This is a genomic window from Nocardioides sp. SRI_004 (genome assembly GCF_057586415.1).
The window spans coordinates 140,062-160,237 of the sequence record NZ_JBYCZV010000011.1 but is presented as its reverse complement, the minus strand read 5'-3'; the positions used below and the strand labels follow the sequence as shown (position 1 = coordinate 160,237).

Genomic DNA, 20,176 nt, shown 5'->3' with positions numbered 1-20,176 from the left:
ACGCGGCGCGTCAACCCCGGCCCACAGCGGCTCCAAAGGATCGAGGAAGTCGGCACCCAGACCTTGACGCCGACGTGATGTTAGCGCTAACAATCTTCCTGTGTCGCTCGTCACATCGCCCCTGCCCCGCCTCGGCCGCCGTCGCAGGACCGCCGCTGTCGCATCGCTCGCGCTGCTGGCCGGAGCGCTCGCCAGCGCCGCCGGCCTCGGCGTCACCGCCGCGCCGGCCACCGCCGCCGACGCGGTGACCTGGTCCGACGCCTTCGACGGCAGCGCCCTCGGTGGGCGCTGGGACGTCGTCAACCCGGAGCCCTCGGCGCTCGAGGTCAGCGGCGGCGCCCTGCACCTCAGCGGCCAGCCCGGCGACACCTGGCAGACCAACAACACCGCGAAGAACGTGGTGATGCTCGACGTACCGGCGGGTGACTTCACCGCCACCGCCGAGCTCAGCGTGCCGGTCGCGAAGGTCTACCAGGGCGCCGGCCTGATCGCGTGGCAGGACATGGACAACTACGTCCGCGCCGGCCTGACCTTCGTCGGGTCCCTGTCCCCGTCGGGCATCGCGATCGAGACCGACCGTGAGGCGGCAGCGACGTTCAGTGCGGTCGCGTTCGCCGACCGCCCGGCGTCGACGGCCGAGACCCTGCGCCTGCAGCGGACCGGCGACACCATCACCACCAGCTACCTCGACGAGGGCACCGGCAGCTGGGTCACCGCGGCCACGACCACCGTGCCCTTCGCGACCACGCAGGTCGGCCTCTACGCCCTCGCCGCGCAGGACGGCACCCCCACCGAGGCGGCCTTCGAGTCCTTCGAGATCACCCACGCGCAGGGCGCGGACACGGTGCCGAGCGGCAGCTTCACGCTCCAGGCCGACGACGCCGACGCGCCGTACCTCGTGCGCGACGGCGACGCACTCGCCCTGACCGCCGACCAGCCGACGTCGAGCATGCGCCTCCAGGCCGCCGCCCTCGGTGACGGAGCGGTCGGGCTCACCACCGGCGCCGGCGCGGTGGTCGTCAGCGGTGGCGCACTGACCGTGGGCGACGGCGCGGCCGAGCCGACGCCGCTGCGGATCACCGACGCCGGCGGCGGCACGGTCGTGCTCCGCATCGACGGCGGCGCGGCCGGCGCGGACCACGTGGTCGTCGACGGCGAGGGCCACCTCGTCGCGGGCAGCGACGCCGACGCGGTGCGCTTCGTCCTCACCGAGGTCGAGGACAGCACCGCGACGCTGGACATCGACGCCGACGGCGAGGGCGCCGAGCTCAACCCCGACATGTTCGGCATCTTCTTCGAGGACATCAACTACGCGGCCGACGGTGGCATCTACGCCGAGCTCGTGCGCAACCGGTCCTTCGAGTTCAACAGCACCGACAACGGCTCCTTCAACGCCATGACCGCGTGGAGCCTGGCCAATCGCAGCGGCGGCGCATCCAGCGCGGCCGTCGTCGACGACGGCGGCCGCCTCAACGACATGAACCGCAACTACCTGAGGCTGGTCGCCGCGGCGGCGGGGGACGGCGTGGTCAACGGCGGCTTCGACGGTGTCGCCGTGAAGAGCGGCGACGTCTACGACGCCTCCGTCTGGGTCCGTACGACGACCGCCCAGTCGCTCACGCTGCGCTTCGAGAGCGCCGACGGAGCGAGCGTCCTCGGCACCGGCACGGTGCAGGTCGCCGGGAACGGCACCTGGCAGAAGGTCGACGCCGCGATCACCGCGACCGCGACCAGCGACAACGCCCGGATCGCCGTCCTGGCGGGCGCTCCGTCGACGCTGGCCGTCGACATGGTGTCCGTGCTGCCGCGCGACACCTGGGTCGGACCGGTCAACGGCCGCTCGGTGCTGCGCAAGGACCTCGCCGAGCGGGTCGCCGCGATGGACCCCGGCTTCGTCCGGTTCCCGGGTGGCTGCGTCACCAATGTCGGGACCTTCAAGTCCTACGCGGAGAGCGGCTACACCGACCGGCAGCGCACCTACCAGTGGAAGGAGACGATCGGCGCGGTCGAGGAGCGGCCGACCAACAAGAACTTCTGGGGCTACAACCAGACCTACGGCATCGGCTACCTGGAGTACTTCGAGCTCGCCGAGGACCTCGGCGCCGAGCCGCTGCCGGTGCTCTCGGTCGGGGCCAACGGCTGCGGCAGCACCATCCCCGAGATGAAGGACCAGGCGTCGATCGACCGCTGGGTCCAGGACACGGTCGACCTGATCGAGTTCGCCAACGGTGACGTCGACACCGAGTGGGGCGCGGTCCGCGCGGAGCTCGGCCACCCCGAGCCGTTCGGCCTGGAGATGATCGGCCTCGGCAACGAGGAGAACACCACCACGTTCGAGGCGAACTTCCCGCAGTTCAAGGCGGCCGTCGAGGCGGCGTACCCGGACATCATGATCATCTCGAACTCCGGCCCCGACGACGCGGGCACCCGCTTCGACACCCTCTGGAGCTTCAACCGGGCGCAGGAGGTCGACCTCGTCGACGAGCACTACTACAACGACCCGGACTGGTTCCTCGACAACAACCACCGCTACGACGACTACGACCGCGAGGGCCCGGGCGTCTTCCTCGGTGAGTACGCCAGCCGCGGCAACACCTTCGGCAACGCGCTCGTCGAGGCGGCCTACATGACCGGCCTGCAGCGCAACGGCGACGTGGTGCGACTGGCGTCGTACGCACCGCTGCTGGCGAACGAGAACCACGTGCAGTGGTCCCCGGACGCGATCTGGTTCGACAACGACGAGTCGTGGGAGTCCGCCGACTGGCAGGTCCAGAAGATGTTCGGCAACAACGTCGGCGACCGGGTGGTGCCCAGCACCTTCGACGGGACCGTCAACGACCCGCAGGACGTGAAGGGCGGCGTCTTCCTCTCCACCTGGAGCACCAGCGCGGCGTACGACAACGTGACGGTGAGGAACGACGACACCGGCGAGACCGTCTTCAGCGACGACTTCGCCGACGCGTCGAAGTGGGCCGCGCAGACCGGCTCCTGGTCGGTGACGGGCGGTCGCTACGTGCAGTCGTCGACCAGCGTCAACGACGCCCGCTCGATCATCACCGGCGCCTACGACAAGGACTGGAGCAACTACACGCTCGAGCTCGACGCCACGAAGCTGTCCGGCGCCGAGGGCTTCCTCGTCGGCTTCGGCGCCACCGGCGCCAACAACTTCTACTGGTGGAACATCGGCGGCTGGGGCAACACCCGGTCGGTGCTCCAGCGGGCCGACGGCGGCAGCGCCAGCGAGGTCGTCGCGCTCGAGGGCGACAGCATCGCGACGGGCACGACCTACCACCTCAAGATCGAGGTCGACGGTACGACGATCCGCCTCTACCAGGACGGCGTCCTCAAGCTGACCTACGACCAGGTCGACGCGAGCGAGCAGCTGTTCCAGGTCGTGACGAAGGACGACGCCACGGGCGACCTGGTCGCCAAGGTCGTCAACACCGCGACCAGCCCGGTCACCACGCAGGTCCACGTCACCGACGCCGGCATCGAGCCGACCGGCACCGTGACCTCGCTGACCGCGCCGTCGCGCAGCGCGACCAACACCAAGGCCGACCCGCAGCGCATCTGGCCGAAGGAGCGCCAGGTCTCGGGGCTCTCGAACGACTTCGAGTACGAGTTCCCGGCCTCGTCGGTCACCTTCCTCCGGATGCACACGACCGACGCGGAGGCGCCGGTGGTCGACGACCTGTCGGTGTCCGGTGACGGCGTCCGCGGCTGGTACCGCGACCCCGCCACGGTGCACGTCGCGGCCAGCGACAACCGCGCGGTCGACCATGTCGAGTGGTCGCTCGACGGGGGTGCGTGGCACGAGGTCGCCGGGGCCGAGGCCGACGTCGAGGTCGCCGGTGACGGCGTCCACGAGGTCGCGGTCCGTGCGGTCGACAAGGCCGGCAACGTGGGCGAGGTGCGACCGCTCACGGTCGGCGTCGACGCTGCCGCCCCGGTCACCAAGGCGGCGCTGGACGGCGAGGCCCGCACGGTCACGCTGACCGCGGCGGACACCGGAGCCGGGATCGGCGAGGGCGGCACCGAGTACCGCATCGACGCCGGACCCTGGACGTCGTACGACGCCCCGGTCGGCCTCGACGACGACGTGCACGTCGTGGACTACCGCTCCACCGACGTGTTCGGCAACGCCGAGGACGCCGGCCGGCTGGAGGTCCCCGGGGTCGGCGCGGTGCCCGCCTCCACCACGGCCGCGGTCGCGACCGCATCGACGGTCCGCCTCGGCAGCCCGGTGTCGGTGAAGGTCACCGTCAGCGGTGCGGGGGCGACCCCCACCGGCGCGGTGGTCCTGCGCAAGGGCAGCACGGTGCTGGCGTCGGCCGACCTGGCCTCCGGCAGGGCGACGCTCAAGGTCGGCTCGGCCAAGCTCGGCACCGGCAGCCACACCCTGACCGTCGACTACGCGGGCGACGCGACCCACGGCGCCTCGTCGGACACGGTCGTGGTGAAGGTGGTGAAGGCGTCCTCGCGGACCACCCTCGCCCTGTCGAAGGTCTCGACCCGTCAGCCGCTCGTGACGGTGCGGGTCACCGCCGCGGTCGCGGTGTCGGGCTCGGCGACGGTCTCCGTGCTGCGGGACGGCCGCACCGTCCTCACCCGGACGGTGCGCCTGACCAGCGGCCGCGGCCAGGTCCGCCTGCCGCGCCTGCCCCGGGGCAGCCACGTCGTGGTCGCCCGCTACGCCGGCTCGACGACCGTCGAGCCGTCCACGACGCGCACCTCGGTGCGGATCCCGTGAGGACGCACCCGATGACCAGGAGAGACTCCGTGACAGCACATCCCCTCCGGCGGCTCGTCGTCGCCGCCCTGGGCACCGCCGTCGGCCTCGCGGCGGCGGCCACCGGGCCGGCCCCGGTCGCCCAGGCCGACGAGACCGACGTCACCGGCCTCATCGGCTGGTGGAAGCTCGACGAGACCAGCGGCACGGTCGCGGCGGACTCGTCCGGCAACGGCCGCAACGGCACCGTCAACGGCACCGCGAGCTGGAACGCCGGCGACGGCTTCACGTTCAACGGTGGCGCCAACAGCTCGGGCAACTACATCAAGCTGCCCGACAACCTGCTGGCCGGCGTCGACAACGTGACCGTCGACTTCGACGTGCTGGTCGACCCCTCGCTGTCCGGCAACTGGTTCATGTACAACCTCGGCAACGCGGCGACCTTCCCCAACGGCACCGGCTACCTGTTCACGACCAACGACTCGAGCGGACGATTCCGCGCGACCATCGCGGAGGGCGGCTACTCCACCGAGCAGAGCACCTCCCGGCCCACCAAGCTGCAGGCCGGGGTCTGGAAGCACGTGACCTACACGGTCACCGGCGGTGCGGTCGGTGCTCCCGGATCGGCGCGGCTCTACGAGGACGGTGCCCTCGTCGCGTCCAGCGACTCGATCACGACCAAGCCGTCACTGATGGGTACGCCGGACGGCACCACCACGCTCAACCAGCTCGGCCGGTCGGCGTACTCGGGGGACGGGTCGTTCAAGGGCAGGCTCCGCGACTTCCGGATCTACGACCGGGCGCTCACCGCGGCGGAGTCGGCCGAGCTCGCCGACGACGTGGTGACGCCGGTGGTCGACGCCGACGCCGCGGCGCTCACCCTGGGCGACACCAGCGCCGTCGTCAGCAACCTCAGCCTGCCGGCGACCGGTGCCTCGACGACCACCTCGATCGCATGGGCCAGCAGCGACCCCGCGCGGGTCAGCAGCACCGGCGTCGTCACCCGGCCGGCCCACGGCTCGCCGTCGGCGACGGTCACGCTGACCGCCACGCTCACCCGCGGCACGGAGACCCGGACCCGCACCTTCGACGTGACGGTGCTGTCCGAGGAGCTCGACGACACCGGCAAGGCACAGGACGCCGTCGCCGCCGTCGAGCTCGTGCACCCCGACGACGTGCGCGGCAACCTGACGCTGCCCACCACCGGCCTGCACGGCGCGACGCTGGCCTGGTCGTCGGGCTCGCCGGACCTGGTCACCGCGACGGGCGAGGTCACCCGGCCGTCGTACGGCGATCCGGCGGTCGACGTCACGCTGACGGTCACCGCGACCAAGGGCACCGGCACCGCGACCCGCGACATCGTCGTCCGCGTCCAGCCGGCCCCGCAGACGCCGGACTACGAGGGCTACGCGTTCGCCTACTTCGCCGGGGAGAGCACCGACGACGGCGAGAAGATCTACCTCGGCGCCAGCCGCGGCAACGACCCGCTCGACTACGACGAGCTGAACGACGGCCAGCCGGTGCTCGAGTCGGCCTTCGGTGAGAAGGGCCTGCGCGACCCGTTCGTCATCCGCTCCCACGAGGGCGACCGCTTCTACCTGCTCGCGACCGACCTCAAGGCCTACCCGGCCGTCGACTTCGGCCAGGCGCAGGAGACCGGCAGCAAGTACATGGAGATCTGGGAGTCCACCGACCTCGTGCACTGGGGCAACCAGCGTCACGTGAAGGTCTCCTCGGACTACGCCGGCAACACCTGGGCGCCCGAGGCCTTCTACGACGAGGAGGCCGGCGAGTACGTCGTCTACTGGGCCTCCGCGCTCTACCCGACGACCGACACGGCCGGCCGCGACATCAACACCCAGTACCAGCAGATGATGTACGCGACCACGCGCGACTTCGTGACCTTCTCCGACCCGAAGCCGTGGATCAACGTCAAGCGCGGCACCGGCAAGGGCATGATCGACGCGACCGTCGTGCAGGACGGCGACACCTTCTACCGCCTGGTGAAGGACGAGGCCTACATGATCCCGCGCCAGGAGCGGTCGCCGGACCTCCGGGCGACGGTCACCGGCTCGCTGCCGACCACCACCTCCACGCCCGGCTGGCAGCTGGTGAAGGAGAAGATCGGCTACGGCCAGGCCAACCCGTGGGGCGGCACGTTCACCGGCGGTGAGGGCCCGACCGTCTTCCGCGACAACGAGGACCCCGACCGCTGGTACCTCTTCATCGACCAGCCGAGCTACCACGGTGGCCAGGGCTATCTCGCCTTCACCACCGACGACATCGGCTCGGGCAGCTGGACGTCCGTCCCGACGGCCGACCTGCCGAGCAGCCCGCGCCACGGCACGGTCATCCCGGTGACCCAGGCCGAGCTCGACACGCTGCGCGCCGGCTACCAGCCGGACCTGCTGGTGGAGTCGGTGTCCGACGTGGCGGTCTCGACCCGCGCCGGCACCGCGCCGGTCCTGCCGGCCAAGGTCGCGGCGACCTTCGGGGACGGCTCCGCCGGACAGGTGGGCGTCGAGTGGGACCCGATCGACCCGTCGTCGTACGACGAGGCGGGGACGTTCACCGTCACCGGCACCGTCTCCCGCGGATCGGCCGACCACCCGGTCGCGACGGTGACCGTCACCGACGCGGCGGACCCCGTGGTCACCGTGGGCTCGGACGCCGACGGTGCCAACGGCTGGTGGGTCAGCTCGCCCGCCACGGCGTCGGTCTCCGCGACCGACGACACCGGCGTCGCGTCCGTCGAGCACTCCCTCGACGGCGGCGCGTGGGTGCCGGTGTCCGGCGACTCCGCCTCGCTCGAGGTCGTCGGCGACGGCGTCCACGAGGTGCGCGGCCGGGCCCACGACGTCACCGGGAACACCTCGGCGGTCGTCACCGGCGAGGTGAAGGTCGACACCGAGGCGCCGGTCAGCCGGGCGTCGCGGACCGGGCGCACCGTCACCGTGCGGGCCGCCGACGCCACGTCCGGAGTGGACGCGATCGAGTACCGCCTCGACGGCGGCGCCTGGACGTCGTACACGGGGGCGTTCGGGGTCGGCGACGACGCCGTCGACGTCGAGTACCGCGCGATCGACCGGGCCGGCACGGCCGAGGCCACCAACACGCTCGTGGTCCCGGCCGCCGGGGACGAGCTGTCGCCGACGGCCGTCGTCGCGGTCGCGTCGGCCGACACGGTCCGCTTCGGCACCGACGTGCCGGTCGCGGTGCGGGTCACCACCCCCGACGGGGTCGCGACCGGCAGCGTCCGTGCGATCGCCGACGGGCAGGTCCTCGCCTCCGCCAACCTGGCGGACGGCAGGGCGAGCATCGTGGTCGACACGGGCCGGCTGTCCGGCCTCGGCCGGCGCACCATCGTCATCCGGTACGACGGCGACGCCACCCACCGCGCCGGCGAGGACCAGGTGCAGCTGACCCTCACCCGCGCCCGCTCCACGACCGCCCTCTCCGTCACGGCGCCGGACCGGTCCGGTCGCGGCTCGGTGGCGAGGGTGTCGGTCGCGACCAGCCCGTCCGGGGTGGCGGTCGGGAAGCTGACCCTCGTGCTGCGCCGCAGCGGCACGGTGGTGCGGCGGACCACGGTGACCGTGCCCGCGTCGGGCCGGGCCACGTGGCGCCTGCCGCGGCTGGCGGACGGGCGCTGGTCCGTGCAGGCCGTGGTCGCGCAGTCCACCGTCGCCACCGGCTCGAGCGCGGTCAGGAGCATCACCGTCCGCTGAGCCGCGACCGCCGGTGGTCGAGGAGGTTGCGCCGACCGCCGGTGGTCGAGGAGGTTGCGCCGACCGCCGGTGGTCGAGGAGGTTGCGCCGACCGCCGGTGGTCGAGGAGGTTGCGCAGCAACCGTCACGAGACCCCGGCCGGACATGTGAGCGCTCTCCAACAATCCGCCGCGGCGGCCGCCTGCAGCACTAGGGTGGCCGCCATGGCGGGAGAGAGCGCGAGCGGCCGGCGTCGCTCGCCGAGCATGGCGGACGTCGCGGCGCTGGCCGGCGTCTCGCACCAGACCGTGTCGCGGGTGCTCAACGACTCGCCGCTCGTGCGTGAGGACACCCGTGAGCGCGTCCACGCCGCGATCGTCGAGCTCGGCTACCGCCGCAACGCCGCCGCCCGCCTGCTCGCCACCAACCGGTCCGGCCGGATCGGCATGGTCTCCGCCCACCTCGCCCTCTACGGCCCGAGCATGATCGCCGGCGCCGTGCAGGAGGCCGGCCGCGAGGCCGGCTACGACGTCTCCGTGGTCGGCGTGCTGGAGCTGTCCGAGGAGGCACTGCGCGATGCGGTCGACCGGCTGCTCGACCAGGCCGTGGAGGCGATCGTCGTCGCGGTGGCCCACCGCGACGCCCACAACCTGGTGCGCTCCCTGTCGCTGCCGATCCCGGTGGTGCTCGCGCAGGGCGTCGAGCCGGGGGAGTCGATGGCCGCCGGCATCGACCAGGTCGCCGGCGGCCGGCTGGCCACCAACCACATGCTCGACGCCGGTCACCGCTCGGTCGCCCACGTCAGCGGCCCGGCCGACTGGACCGAGGCCGCCCAGCGCCGTGAGGGCTGGCGCCGTGCCCACGAGGCGCGTGGCCTGCTCCCGGGGCCCGAGGTCCCGGGGGACTGGTCGGCGAGCAGCGGGTACGACGCGGGCCGCCGCATCGCCCAGGACCCCTCGGTCACGGCGGTCTTCGTCGCCAACGACGCGATGGCGCTCGGGGTGCTCAAGGCCCTCCACGAGGCCGGCCGTCACGTGCCCGGCGACGTCAGCGTCGTGGGCTTCGACAACGTCCCTGAGGCCGGCTTCTACTTCCCGTCCCTGACGACGGTCGCGCAGGACTTCCCGGAGCTGGGGCGGCGGGCGGTCGACCTGACGGTCCGGGCCCTCGGTGGGGAGGAGCGGCCCGCGGTCGAGCTCGCCCAGCCGGAGCTGCTGATCCGCTCGTCGACGGGCATGCCCCGGCCGCGGTGAGTCCGATGATGTTAGCGTTCACATCGTGAACCACAGCGCCCCCGACGTGGTCGTCATCGGCCACGCCCCCGGTCCCGAGCTGCACGTGCTGCCGGTCGGTGCCACCGTCCAGCGCCTGCTCGTCACGGGCGGCGACGGTGTGCGCCGTGACGTCGTGCTCGGCCTGGCCGACGGCGAAGCGGTGCGGGCCTCGACCGACTACGTCGGCAGCATCGTCGGCCGCTACGCCAACCGCATCGCGCACGGCCGCTTCACCCTCGACGGCATCGAGCACGAGGTCCCGGCCAATGACCGCGGTCACCACCTCCATGGTGGTCCGGAGGGGTTCCACACCCGCACCTGGGACGTCGTCGAGAAGTCCGCCGACGAGGTCACCCTCGAGCTGGTGAGCCCCGACGGTGACGCGGGCTACCCGGGCGAGCTGACCGTGCGGGCGGCGTACCGGGTGGAGGGGGACGTGGTCCGGCTCGACATCACCGCCACCACCACCGCTCCGACGATCGTCAACCTGACCAGCCACGCCTACTTCAACCTGCACGGCAGCGGGACCATCGACGACCACCTGCTGCAGGTCGACGCCTCCCGCTACACGCCGGTCGGTGCCGACTCGATCCCCACCGGGGGCCACGCGGCGGTCGACGGCACCCCCTTCGACCTGCGCCGGCCGACCCGGCTCGGCGACCCGGTCCGGGCCGACCACCCCGAGGTCCGTGACGCCCGCGGGATCGACCACAACCTCGTCCTCGACGGCTCGGGCTGGCGCCCGGTCGCGGTCCTGGACGGGCCCGCCACGCGCACCCGGCTGGAGCTCTGGTCGGACCAGCCGGGCCTGCAGGTCTACACCGGCAACTTCCTCGCCGGCACCTCCCTCGACCGCACCGGCCGCATGCTCCGCCAGGGCGACGGCCTCTGCCTCGAGCCCCAGCTCGCCCCCGACACCCCGAACCGCGAGCCCGCCGACGGCACGGCCGATCCGGACTGGCCCTCCGCCGTCCTCCGCCCCGGCCAGACCTACCGCAACCGCATGGCCTGGCTCTTCTCGTCCCTCGCCTGATTCCCCGCGAAGTGTGAGGGTTTCTCCGCCGAAGTGCGTGGCTTTCTCCGCCGAGGTGTGAGGGTTTCTCCGCCGAGGTGTGGGGGTTCCCTCCGCTCAGAGCGCTGCGGAGAGGGCCTCCGCCGGCAGGCCGAAGGCGAGCTCCAGCCGCGCCACCATCCGCCCACTGGGTACGACGCGAGCGGACTCCCACGTCCGCACGGCGGCCGTGCTGCAGCCGCACCGGCGGGCCAGCTCGCCCTGGGTGAGGCCGGCCCACTCGCGCAGGGTCCTGATCACCCCGGGCAGGTCGCCGGGTCGCCAGCGGGCGCGGTCGAGCAGGTGCGGCGGCTCGATCCCCGCGGCCCGGGCGACCTGCGCGACGGGAGCGCCGTAGGCCGAGGCGAGGCGACGGATCGCGGAGAGGGGCGGCGTACCGGCGCCGCGCTCCCACTGGCCGAGGGCGTGGCGGTCCACCCCGGCTGCGGCGGCGGCCCGGGCCTGGCTGAGCCGGGCCCGGTGGCGCAGGCGACGCAGGGGGCCCATCGGCGGGCGCGGCCGGCCGAGGACCGTCGTCGGCGCTGCCAGCCGGGCCACGAGCGCCTCGGCGGACAGGCCGAGCGCCTCGGCGAGGGCGGTGATCCGCTCGGCGGGGATCCGCGCGCGCCCCGCTTCCCAGTTGTAGACGGTCGACGCCGGCACGCCCACCTCGGCCGCGAGCCGGGCGGCCGACACCGAGGCGCGCCAGCGCAGTCCCCGCAGTGCCTGGCCGCGGTGTCCGGCCGCCCCGGGCGCTGTCGGGCGGGCGTCGTCGAAGAAGCCCGCGACGTGCGCCGGCTCGAGCTCGAGCGCGCGCGCGAGGGCGTGGATGTGGACCGGCCCGGGGAGCCGCTCGCGTCGTTCCCAGCGCAGGATCGACATCGGGTGGACGCCGATCTCCTGGGCGAGGTCGGTGGCCCGGAGGCCGCGGCGGGCGCGCTCGGAGCGCAGCAGCGTGGTCACGGTGGTGGCCTTTCGCCGGGACGCCCACCGGATCCCACCGGGATTCCGCAGGTTCACGGGTGAGCGTTCACATTTCTTCGGATTCGTGGTCCCGAACCCCTTGACGTCACAGAATGTTAGCGCTCACACTCTTCCCCAGTGACACCGGTCACAGGGCGGACAAGCCCGACAGACTGTGGAGGAATTCCAGTGGTGAAGAAGACCGTGACCGCCGCCAGCGCGGTCCTCATGTGCGCAGCGGCGCTCGCCGCCTGCGGCAGCGACGACTCCGGCTCCGGCAAGGACGACGGCAAGATCGTGATGGGCTTCGCCCAGGTCGGTGCGGAGAGCGGTTGGCGGACCGCGAACACCGACTCGATCAAGGCCTCGGCCAAGAGCGCGGGCATCGAGCTCAAGTTCTCGGACGCCCAGCAGAAGCAGGAGAACCAGATCCAGGCGATCCGGTCCTACATCCAGCAGAAGGTCGACGTGATCGCGTTCAGCCCGGTCGTCGAGACCGGTTGGGACGCCGTCCTCCAGGAGGCGAAGGCCGCGAACATCCCGGTCATCCTGACCGACCGCGCGGTCGACAGCAAGGACACCTCGCTCTACAAGACCTTCCTCGGCTCCGACTTCGTCGAGGAGGGCAAGAAGGCCGGCGAGTGGCTCGTCGAGAACGCGGCCGACGCCGACGTCGACGGTGACGGCGACGTCAACGTCGTCCAGCTCGAGGGCACCACCGGCGCCGCGCCGGCCATCGACCGCGCCGAGGGCTTCGCCGACGCGATCGCCTCCGACTCGAAGATCTCGATCAGCAAGTCGCAGACCGGTGACTTCACCCGCGACGGCGGCAAGCAGGTCATGGAGTCCTTCCTCAACTCCGAGAAGGGCATCGACGTCGTCTTCGCCCACAACGACGACATGGGCCTGGGTGCCATCGAGGCGATCGAGGCCGCCGGCCTCGAGCCCGGCAAGGACATCAAGATCATCACGGTCGACGCCGTCAAGGACGGAATGACCGCCCTGTCCGAGGGCAAGATCAACTTCATCGTCGAGTGCAACCCGCTCCTCGGCGACCAGCTGATGGACCTCGCGGAGAAGGTCGTCGCCGGCGAGGAGGTCCCGGAGCGCGTGGTCACCGAGGAGACCACGTTCACCCAGGAGCAGGCCACCGAGGTGCTCGCGGACCGCAAGTACTGAGCAGGCCCGGGCGCGCGCCCTCCTCCCCTTCCGGGGGCGCGTGCCACCCCTTCCGGCGGGTCCGCCACCACCGTGGCGGGCCCGCCGGCACCGGGGCAGCCCACGAAGCAGAGCCCCGAGAGAGCGACCGGAGAGAACGATGACGACGACGCACGAGGAGCGATCGGTGACCACGACGACGCAGCACGCCGGCGGCGTGCCGGCGGCGCAGACCCCCGAGCCGGTGATCGAGATGCGCGACATCTCGATCACCTTCGGCAGCGTGCGTGCCCTCGACGGCGTCTCGCTGCGGCTCCTGCCCGGCGAGGTGCACGCCCTCATGGGCGAGAACGGCGCGGGCAAGAGCACCCTCATCAAGGCGCTCACCGGCGTCTACACGATCGACTCCGGCACCATCGTCGTCGGCGGCGAGGAGCACCAGTTCTCCACGCCGGCCGCGGCCCAGGCCGCGGGCATCAGCACGGTGTACCAGGAGGTCAACCTGGTCCCCAACCTCACCGTCGCCGAGAACATGCTGCTCGGCCGTGAGCCCCGCTTCCTCGGCGGCATCAACGTGCGCGCGATGAACCGCCGCGCCGCCGCCACCCTCGAGCGACTCGGCCTCGACATCGACCCGCGCTCGATGCTGGGCGACCACCCGATCGCCATCCAGCAGCTCGTCGCGATCGCCCGCGCGGTCGACGTCGAGGCGCGGGTCGTGATCCTGGACGAGCCGACCTCCAGCCTCGACGCCGACGAGGTCGAGAAGCTGTTCGAGGTCATGCGCCGCCTGCGCGAGGACGGCGTCGCCATCGTCTTCGTCTCCCACTTCCTCGACCAGATCTACGCGATCGCCGACCGCATGACGATCCTGCGCAACGGCCGCCTCGTCGAGGAGCGGATGGTCGCCGACACCAGCCAGCTCGAGCTGGTCAAGCTGATGATCGGCCGCGAGCTCGAGGCCCTGGAGCGCCTCGACCGCGCTGCCGCCAAGGACGTCACCGCCAGTGAGCCCGTCCTCAAGGCGGTCGGCCTGAGCCGCAAGGGCTCGCTCGAGGCCACCGACCTCTGCCTGTACGACGGCGAGGTGGTCGGTGTCGCCGGCCTCCTCGGCTCCGGCCGCACCGAGCTGGCCCGCCTCCTCTTCGGCGCCGACACCGCCGACCACGGCACCCTCGAGATCAGGTCGGAGCGCCGGAAGCTGCGCAGCCCGCGCCACGCGATCGACCGCAAGGTCGCGTTCTCGAGCGAGGACCGCAAGGCCGAGGGCGTGATCGCCGATCTCACCGTCGCCGACAACATGCTGCTCGCGCTGCAGGCCTCCCGGGGCTGGCTCCGCCCGATCCCGCAGTCGACGCGCACCCGCCTCGTCGACGAGTACATCAAGGCCCTCGACATCCGGCCGGCCGACCCGAACGCACTGATGCGCAACCTGTCGGGCGGCAACCAGCAGAAGGTGCTGCTCGCCCGCTGGCTGATCACCGAGCCCGAGCTGCTCATCCTCGACGAGCCGACCCGCGGCATCGACATCGGGGCCAAGGCGCAGATCCAGGCCAAGGTCGCCGAGCTGGCCGAGAAGGGCATGTCCGTCGTCTTCATCTCCGCCGAGCTGGAGGAGGTGCTGCGCCTCAGCGACCGCCTGGTCGTGATGCGCGACCGCCGCAAGATCGACGAGCGCCGCAACGACGACGTCACGGTGAGCGACGTCCTCGAGATCATCGCCGGCCAGGGTGACGCCGGCTCCCGGACCGAGGAGGAGACCTCCCGTGACTGACACCCTGACCCCGGCCCCGAGCCCGGCGCCGACCGGCGAGAGCGGCCACGCCGCTGCGCGCCCGACGCTGGTGACCCGCTTCCTCGGCAGCACGCTGGTGTGGCCGATCCTCGCCCTGCTGCTGCTCCTGGTCGTCAACGTCGTCGCGACGCCGTCCTTCCTCAACGTGCGCATCCAGGACGGCCACCTCTACGGCAACGTCATCGACATCGCCCGCAACAGTGCGCCGGTCCTGCTGGTCGCGCTCGGCATGACCCTGGTCATCGCCACCCGAGGGATCGACCTCTCCGTCGGTGCGATCGCGGCCATCGCCGGCGCGGTGGCCTGCACGCGGATCGTCGGCGCCGGCGACGAGGCAGCCGTGACCACGGCGATCATGGCCTGCACCTGGGCCCTCGCGGTCTGCGTGGTGCTCGGCGTCTGGAACGGCTTCCTCGTCTCCGTGCTGGGCATCCAGCCGATCATCGCCACCCTCGTGCTGATGGTGGCGGGCCGCGGCCTGGCGATGCTCGTCACCGACGGACAGATCACCACCGTCAACAACGACACCTTCAGCGACCTCGCCACCGGCTACGTCCTCGGGCTGCCGATCGCCTCGCTGATCGCGGTCGGGATGGTCGTGGCGGCGGCGATCTTCACCCGTCGTACGGCGCTGGGCATGCTCATCGAGGCCGTCGGCATCAACCCCGAGGCCAGCCGCCTGGCCGGCGTGCGGGCCCGCACGATCATCTGGACCGTCTACGTGTTCGGCGGCTTCTGCGCCGGACTGGCCGGCCTGATCATCGCCGCCAACACCAACTCGGTGAACGCCAACAGCCTCGGCCTGTGGATCGAGCTCGACGCGATCCTCGCGGTCGTCATCGGCGGCACCGCCCTCACCGGCGGGCGCTTCTCGCTGGCGGGCACCCTCGTCGGCGCGCTGTTCATCACCACGCTGGCCCGCACCATCCCCAACGTCGGCATCCCGTCCGAGGCCAACTACCTGTTCAAGGCGGTCGTGGTCGTCGCGGTGTGCCTCCTCCAGTCGCCGCGGGCGCGTGCCGCGCTGCGGGTACGACGCCCCGCCGTCTCGAAGGGAAACCCGGTATGAGCGCCGCAGTCGCCACCGTCGGCACCACCTCGCTGTGGGACCGGATCCGCACCTACTCGCCGCCGCCGCGGTTCCTCCCGCTGATCGTCACGATCGCCCTGTTCGCAGGGATGTTCGGTGCCGGCAGCGTGCGCTACGAGAACTTCGGTGACCCGCAGGTCTTCCTCAGCCTGATGATCAACAACGCGCACCTGATCGTGCTCGCGGTCGGCATGACCTTCGTGATCCTGACCGGCGGCATCGACCTCTCGGTCGGCTCGGTGGTCGCGATGTCGACGATGATCCTGGCCAAGACCCTGCAGTCCGGCTGGTCCCTGCCGGCCGCGATCCTGGCGGTACTGGTCGTCTCGACCCTGCTCGGCACGGTGCTGGGCCTGCTCATCCACTACTTCGACATCCAGCCGTTCATCGCCACCCTCGCCGGCCTCTTCCTCGCCCGCGGCGTGGCCTACCTGATCAGCATCGAGTCGATCCCGATCACCGACGAGACCTTCATGAAGTGGGCCTACGAGCCGCTTACCCTGTGGTCGACGTACTGGATCCGCTGGTCGGTCGTCGTGGCCCTGGTCGCGGTCGTGGTGGCGGCGTACGTCCTCGCCTTCACCCGCTTCGGGCGCACCGTCTACGCCATCGGCGGCAACGAGTCGTCGGCGATGCTGATGGGCCTGCGGGTCGGCGCGGTCAAGGTCGGCGTGTACGCCGTCAGCGGGTTCTGCGCGGGCCTCGGCGGCCTGCTCTTCGCCCTGAACACCCCGTCGGGCAACAGCCTGCACGCGGTCGGCATGGAGCTCGACGCCATCGCGGCGGCGGTCATCGGCGGCATCCTGCTCACCGGCGGGCGCGGCTACGTGTTCGGTGCGCTGGTCGGCGTCCTCGTCCTCGGCGTGATCCAGACCTTCATCACCTTCGACGGCACCCTCACCTCGTGGTGGACCCGCATCGCCATCGGCGTGCTGCTCCTGGTGTTCGTCGTCATCCAGCGCCTCATGACGCGGCGGCAGGCGACATGAGCGAGGCGCCCCGAAGGATCCCGGTGATGGCGGACGTCGCCCGTCTCGCCGGGGTCTCCCACCAGACCGTCTCGCGCGTGGTCAACGGCCAGACGAACCTCCGCCCGGAGACCCGCGAGCGGGTGCTCCGCGCGATCGACCAGCTCGGCTACCGGCCCAACACCGCCGCGCGCAGCCTGGTCACCCGTCGCTCCGGGACGATCGGCGTGATCGGCTCCCGCAGCGGGTTCTGGGGCCCGAGCACGGTGCACCGCGCGATCCAGGCGGCCGGCCGCGACGCCGGCTACTTCGTCAGCTCCGTCAACGTGCAGATGCAGACCCGTGACGAGTTCGTCGACGCGATGGACCACCTGCGCGACCAGCATGTCGAGGGCATCGTCCTCATCGCCGCCAACGACGACGCGGTCGACGCGGCCCGTGCCCACGCCGGCCGCGGCGTCCCCGTCGTCGTCGTGGAGGGCGACGACGCCAAGGCCGAGTGGACCGTCGGTGTCGACCAGGTGGCCGGTGCCGCCGCCGGCACCCGCCACCTCGTCGACCTCGGCCACGAGCGGATCCTGCACGTCTCGGGCCCGTCGGCGTGGACGGAGGCGCGCGCCCGTCTCGCCGGCTACCGCCACGCCATGTACGACGCCGGGCTGCCCCCGCTGCTGCACGTCGAGGGCGACTGGTCGGCCCGCAGCGGCTTCGAGGCCGGCCGGCAGATCGCCGCGCGCGACGACGTGACCGCCGTGTTCTGCGCCAACGACCAGATGGCGCTCGGCCTGCTCCGCTCGCTGAGCGAGGCCGGCCGTTCGGTCCCGGACGACATCAGCGTCGTCGGCTTCGACGACATCCCCGAGGCGGCGTACCTCATCCCGCCCCTGACCACGGTCCGCCAGGACTTCGACGCGGTCGGACGCCGCGCGATCCAGATCCTGCGGTCGGCCATCAACGACGAGGACGCACCCGAGCGGCTGATCGAGCCCGAGTTGGTCGTCCGGGCCAGCACCCACGAACCACGAGAACGAGGAGAGACCCCCCGATGAGCGCGGGCCAGGAGCAGTACACGATCGGCGTCGACTACGGCACCCTCTCGGGCCGTGCCGTCGTCGTCCGGGTGTCCGACGGGGCCGAGCTCGGCTCGGCCGTGCACGCCTACGAGCACGCGGTCGTCGACACCGCCCTGCCCGGGACGGGCGAGGCGCTGCCGCCGGAGTGGGCGCTGCAGGTGCCCGAGGACTACCGCCAGGTGCTCCGGATCGCCGTACCTGCGGCGGTCTCGGCCGCCGGCATCGACCCGGCCCACGTCATCGGCATCGCCACCGACTTCACCGCGTGCACGATGGTGCCGACCCTCGCGGACGGCACCCCGCTGTGCGAGCTCCCCGAGCTCGCCGGCCGCCCGCACGCCTTCGTCAAGCTCTGGAAGCACCACGCCGCCCAGCCGCACGCCGACCGGATCAACCGGCTGGCCGAGGAGCGCGGCGAGGCCTGGCTGCCGCGCTACGGCGGGCTGATCTCCTCGGAGTGGGAGTTCGCCAAGGGCCTCCAGCTGTTCGAGGAGGACCGCGATCTCTACGACCGCATGGAGCACTGGGTCGAGGCCGCCGACTGGATCGTGTGGCAACTCTGCGGGGAGTACGTCCGCAACGCCTGCTCCGCCGGCTACAAGGGCATCCTCCAGGACGGCGCCTACCCGTCGACCGACTTCCTCGAGGCGCTCGCGCCCGGCTTCGGCGGCTTCGTCGCCGACAAGCTGGCTCATCCGGTCGGCGAGCTCGGCGCCGCCGCCGGTCGCCTGACCGCCGAGGCGGCGGCCTGGACCGGCCTGCCCGAAGGCATCGCCGTCGCGGTCGGCAACGTCGACGCGCACGTCACCGCACCGGCCGCGCAGGCCGTCGACCCCGGCCAGATGGTCGCGATCATGGGCACGTCGACCTGCCACGTGATGAGCGCCGACGTGCTCCGCGAGGTCCCCGGCATGTGCGGTGTCGTCGACGGCGGCATCATCGCCGGCCGCTGGGGCTACGAGGCCGGTCAGAGCGGGGTCGGCGACATCTTCGGCTGGGTCGTCGACAACGCGGTCCCGGCGTCGTACGCCGAGACGGCCGCGGCGGCGGGGGAGTCGGTGCACGAGCACCTCACCCGCCTGGCCGCGCAGCAGGCGATCGGCGAGCACGGCCTGGTCGCCCTCGACTGGCACAGCGGCAACCGCTCGGTGCTGGTCGACCACGAGCTCTCCGGCCTCGTCGTCGGGCTGACCCTCGCGACGAGGCCGGAGGACGTCTACCGCGCGCTGCTCGAGGCGACCGCCTTCGGGACCCGGGTGATCGTGGAGACCTTCCGCGACAGCGGCGTACCGGTCGAGGAGTTCGTCGTCGCGGGCGGCCTGCAGAAGAACGCGCTGCTGATGCAGATCTACTCCGACGTCACGCGGCTGCCGCTGTCGGTCATCGACTCCGACCAGGGCCCCGCGCTGGGCTCGGCGATCCACGCCGCCGTCGCGGCGGGCGCCTACCCCGACGTACCCACGGCCGCGAAGGCGATGGGCAAGGTCCGCAAGGCGGTGTACGTGCCGGACGAGACCCGGGCGCAGGCCTACGACCGGCTGTTCGCGGAGTACCGCGAGCTGCACGACCACTTCGGCCGCGGCGTGACCGCCATGCGCCGGCTCAAGGCGATCCGGCGCGAGGCCGTCGCGGGCAAGGAGCAGTCCTGATGAGCGTCGTGACCGACGTCGACCAGACGATCCGCCAGGTCCGCCGCGAGGTCGCGGCGCTGCACGCCGAGCTGCCCAAGTACGGCCTCGTCGTGTGGACCGCCGGCAATGTGTCGGCCCGGGTGCCCGGCCACGACCTGCTCGTGATCAAGCCCAGCGGCGTCTCGTACGACGACCTCACGCCGGACAACATGGTCGTCTGCGACCTCGACGGCAAGGTCGTCGAGGGCGAGCACGCGCCGTCCTCCGACACCGAGGCGCAGGCCTACGTCTACCGCCACCTGCCCCACGTGGGCGGTGTCGTCCACACCCACTCGCCGTACGCCGTGGCGTGGGCCGCGCGCGGCGAGGCGATCCCGTGCGTCACCACGATGTGCGCGGACGAGTTCGGTGGGGAGATCCCGGTCGGGCCGTTCGCGATCATCGGCGACGACTCGATCGGCCGGGGGATCGTCGAGACCCTGCGCGAGAGCCGCTCACCCGCCGTCCTCATGCAGAACCACGGCGTCTTCACCGTCGGCCCGAACGCGAGGTCCGCCGTGAAGGCGGCCGTCATGTGCGAGGACGTCGCCCGTTCCGTGCACCTCTCCCGACAGCTCGGCCAGCCGATCCCGATCGCGCAGCCCAGCGTCGACGCCCTCTACGACCGCTACCAGAACGTCTACGGCCAGCGCTGACCCGCTGACCGGCCAACACCACCACGACGCCCTCGGGGGCGC

General features: G+C 72.1%; 12 protein-coding genes. 11 read left to right on the top strand and 1 reads right to left on the bottom strand.

All coding sequences use genetic code 11. The features are described from left to right. Positions 1 to 100 precede the first annotated feature (100 nt). From AC2YHB_RS16590 to AC2YHB_RS16575, 4 genes are all read left to right on the top strand, one after another. Entirely contained in the window at positions 101 to 4,750 is a 4,650-nt protein-coding gene (locus AC2YHB_RS16590) for an alpha-L-arabinofuranosidase C-terminal domain-containing protein (protein WP_179648259.1), read from the top strand. Positions 4,751 to 4,779: 29 nt separating this feature from the next. Then, positions 4,780 to 8,457: an immunoglobulin-like domain-containing protein gene (locus tag AC2YHB_RS16585; protein ID WP_487354296.1), complete on the top strand. Its 3,678-nt coding sequence runs from the start codon at positions 4,780 to 4,782 to the stop codon at positions 8,455 to 8,457. A 203-nt stretch (positions 8,458 to 8,660) separates the two neighbouring features. After that, a complete protein-coding gene (locus AC2YHB_RS16580) occupies positions 8,661 to 9,689 on the top strand; it encodes a LacI family DNA-binding transcriptional regulator (RefSeq protein WP_036549040.1) in 1,029 nt (342 codons plus the stop codon). A 25-nt stretch (positions 9,690 to 9,714) separates the two neighbouring features. Further along, a complete protein-coding gene (locus AC2YHB_RS16575) occupies positions 9,715 to 10,743 on the top strand; it encodes an aldose epimerase family protein (RefSeq protein WP_487354295.1) in 1,029 nt (342 codons plus the stop codon). 96 nt (positions 10,744 to 10,839) lie between these two features. Here AC2YHB_RS16575 and AC2YHB_RS16570 read toward each other — a convergent pair whose 3' ends face one another. Further along, positions 10,840 to 11,724 carry a helix-turn-helix domain-containing protein gene (locus AC2YHB_RS16570; protein WP_487354294.1) on the bottom strand — a complete coding sequence of 295 codons (885 nt, stop codon included), beginning with the start codon at positions 11,722 to 11,724 and terminating at the stop codon, positions 10,840 to 10,842. Between the two features lie 192 nt (positions 11,725 to 11,916). Here AC2YHB_RS16570 and AC2YHB_RS16565 point away from each other — a divergent pair, with 192 nt between their 5' ends. The 7 genes from AC2YHB_RS16565 to AC2YHB_RS16535 all read left to right on the top strand — a co-directional run bounded on the left by AC2YHB_RS16565 (position 11,917) and on the right by AC2YHB_RS16535 (position 20,134). Then, positions 11,917 to 12,903: an ABC transporter substrate-binding protein gene (locus AC2YHB_RS16565; protein WP_207007084.1), complete on the top strand. Its 987-nt coding sequence runs from the start codon at positions 11,917 to 11,919 to the stop codon at positions 12,901 to 12,903. Between the two features lie 166 nt (positions 12,904 to 13,069). Further along, the gene (locus tag AC2YHB_RS16560; protein WP_242530376.1) at positions 13,070 to 14,656 is read left to right on the top strand and encodes a sugar ABC transporter ATP-binding protein; all 1,587 of its coding nucleotides are present in this window, start codon (positions 13,070 to 13,072) and stop codon (positions 14,654 to 14,656) included. After that, on the top strand, positions 14,649 to 15,746 hold the full coding sequence (locus AC2YHB_RS16555; RefSeq protein WP_487354293.1) for an ABC transporter permease: 1,098 nt from the start codon (positions 14,649 to 14,651) through the stop codon (positions 15,744 to 15,746). The genes AC2YHB_RS16560 and AC2YHB_RS16555 overlap by 8 nt, the downstream gene beginning before the upstream one ends. Further along, positions 15,743 to 16,756, top strand: a complete 1,014-nt coding sequence (gene yjfF, locus AC2YHB_RS16550) for a galactofuranose ABC transporter, permease protein YjfF (RefSeq protein ID WP_179648254.1) — start codon at positions 15,743 to 15,745, stop codon at positions 16,754 to 16,756. Before AC2YHB_RS16555 ends, yjfF begins: the two co-directional genes overlap by 4 nt. 26 nt (positions 16,757 to 16,782) lie before the next feature. Further along, positions 16,783 to 17,784 carry a LacI family DNA-binding transcriptional regulator gene (locus AC2YHB_RS16545; protein WP_487354292.1) on the top strand — a complete coding sequence of 334 codons (1,002 nt, stop codon included), beginning with the start codon at positions 16,783 to 16,785 and terminating at the stop codon, positions 17,782 to 17,784. After that, positions 17,781 to 19,457, top strand: coding sequence for a ribulokinase (araB, locus tag AC2YHB_RS16540; RefSeq protein ID WP_487354291.1), 1,677 nt, complete (start codon positions 17,781 to 17,783; stop codon positions 19,455 to 19,457). The genes AC2YHB_RS16545 and araB overlap by 4 nt, the downstream gene beginning before the upstream one ends. Further along, the gene (locus tag AC2YHB_RS16535; protein ID WP_036549033.1) at positions 19,457 to 20,134 is read left to right on the top strand and encodes an L-ribulose-5-phosphate 4-epimerase; all 678 of its coding nucleotides are present in this window, start codon (positions 19,457 to 19,459) and stop codon (positions 20,132 to 20,134) included. The genes araB and AC2YHB_RS16535 overlap by 1 nt, the downstream gene beginning before the upstream one ends. Positions 20,135 to 20,176: the final 42 nt, after the last annotated feature.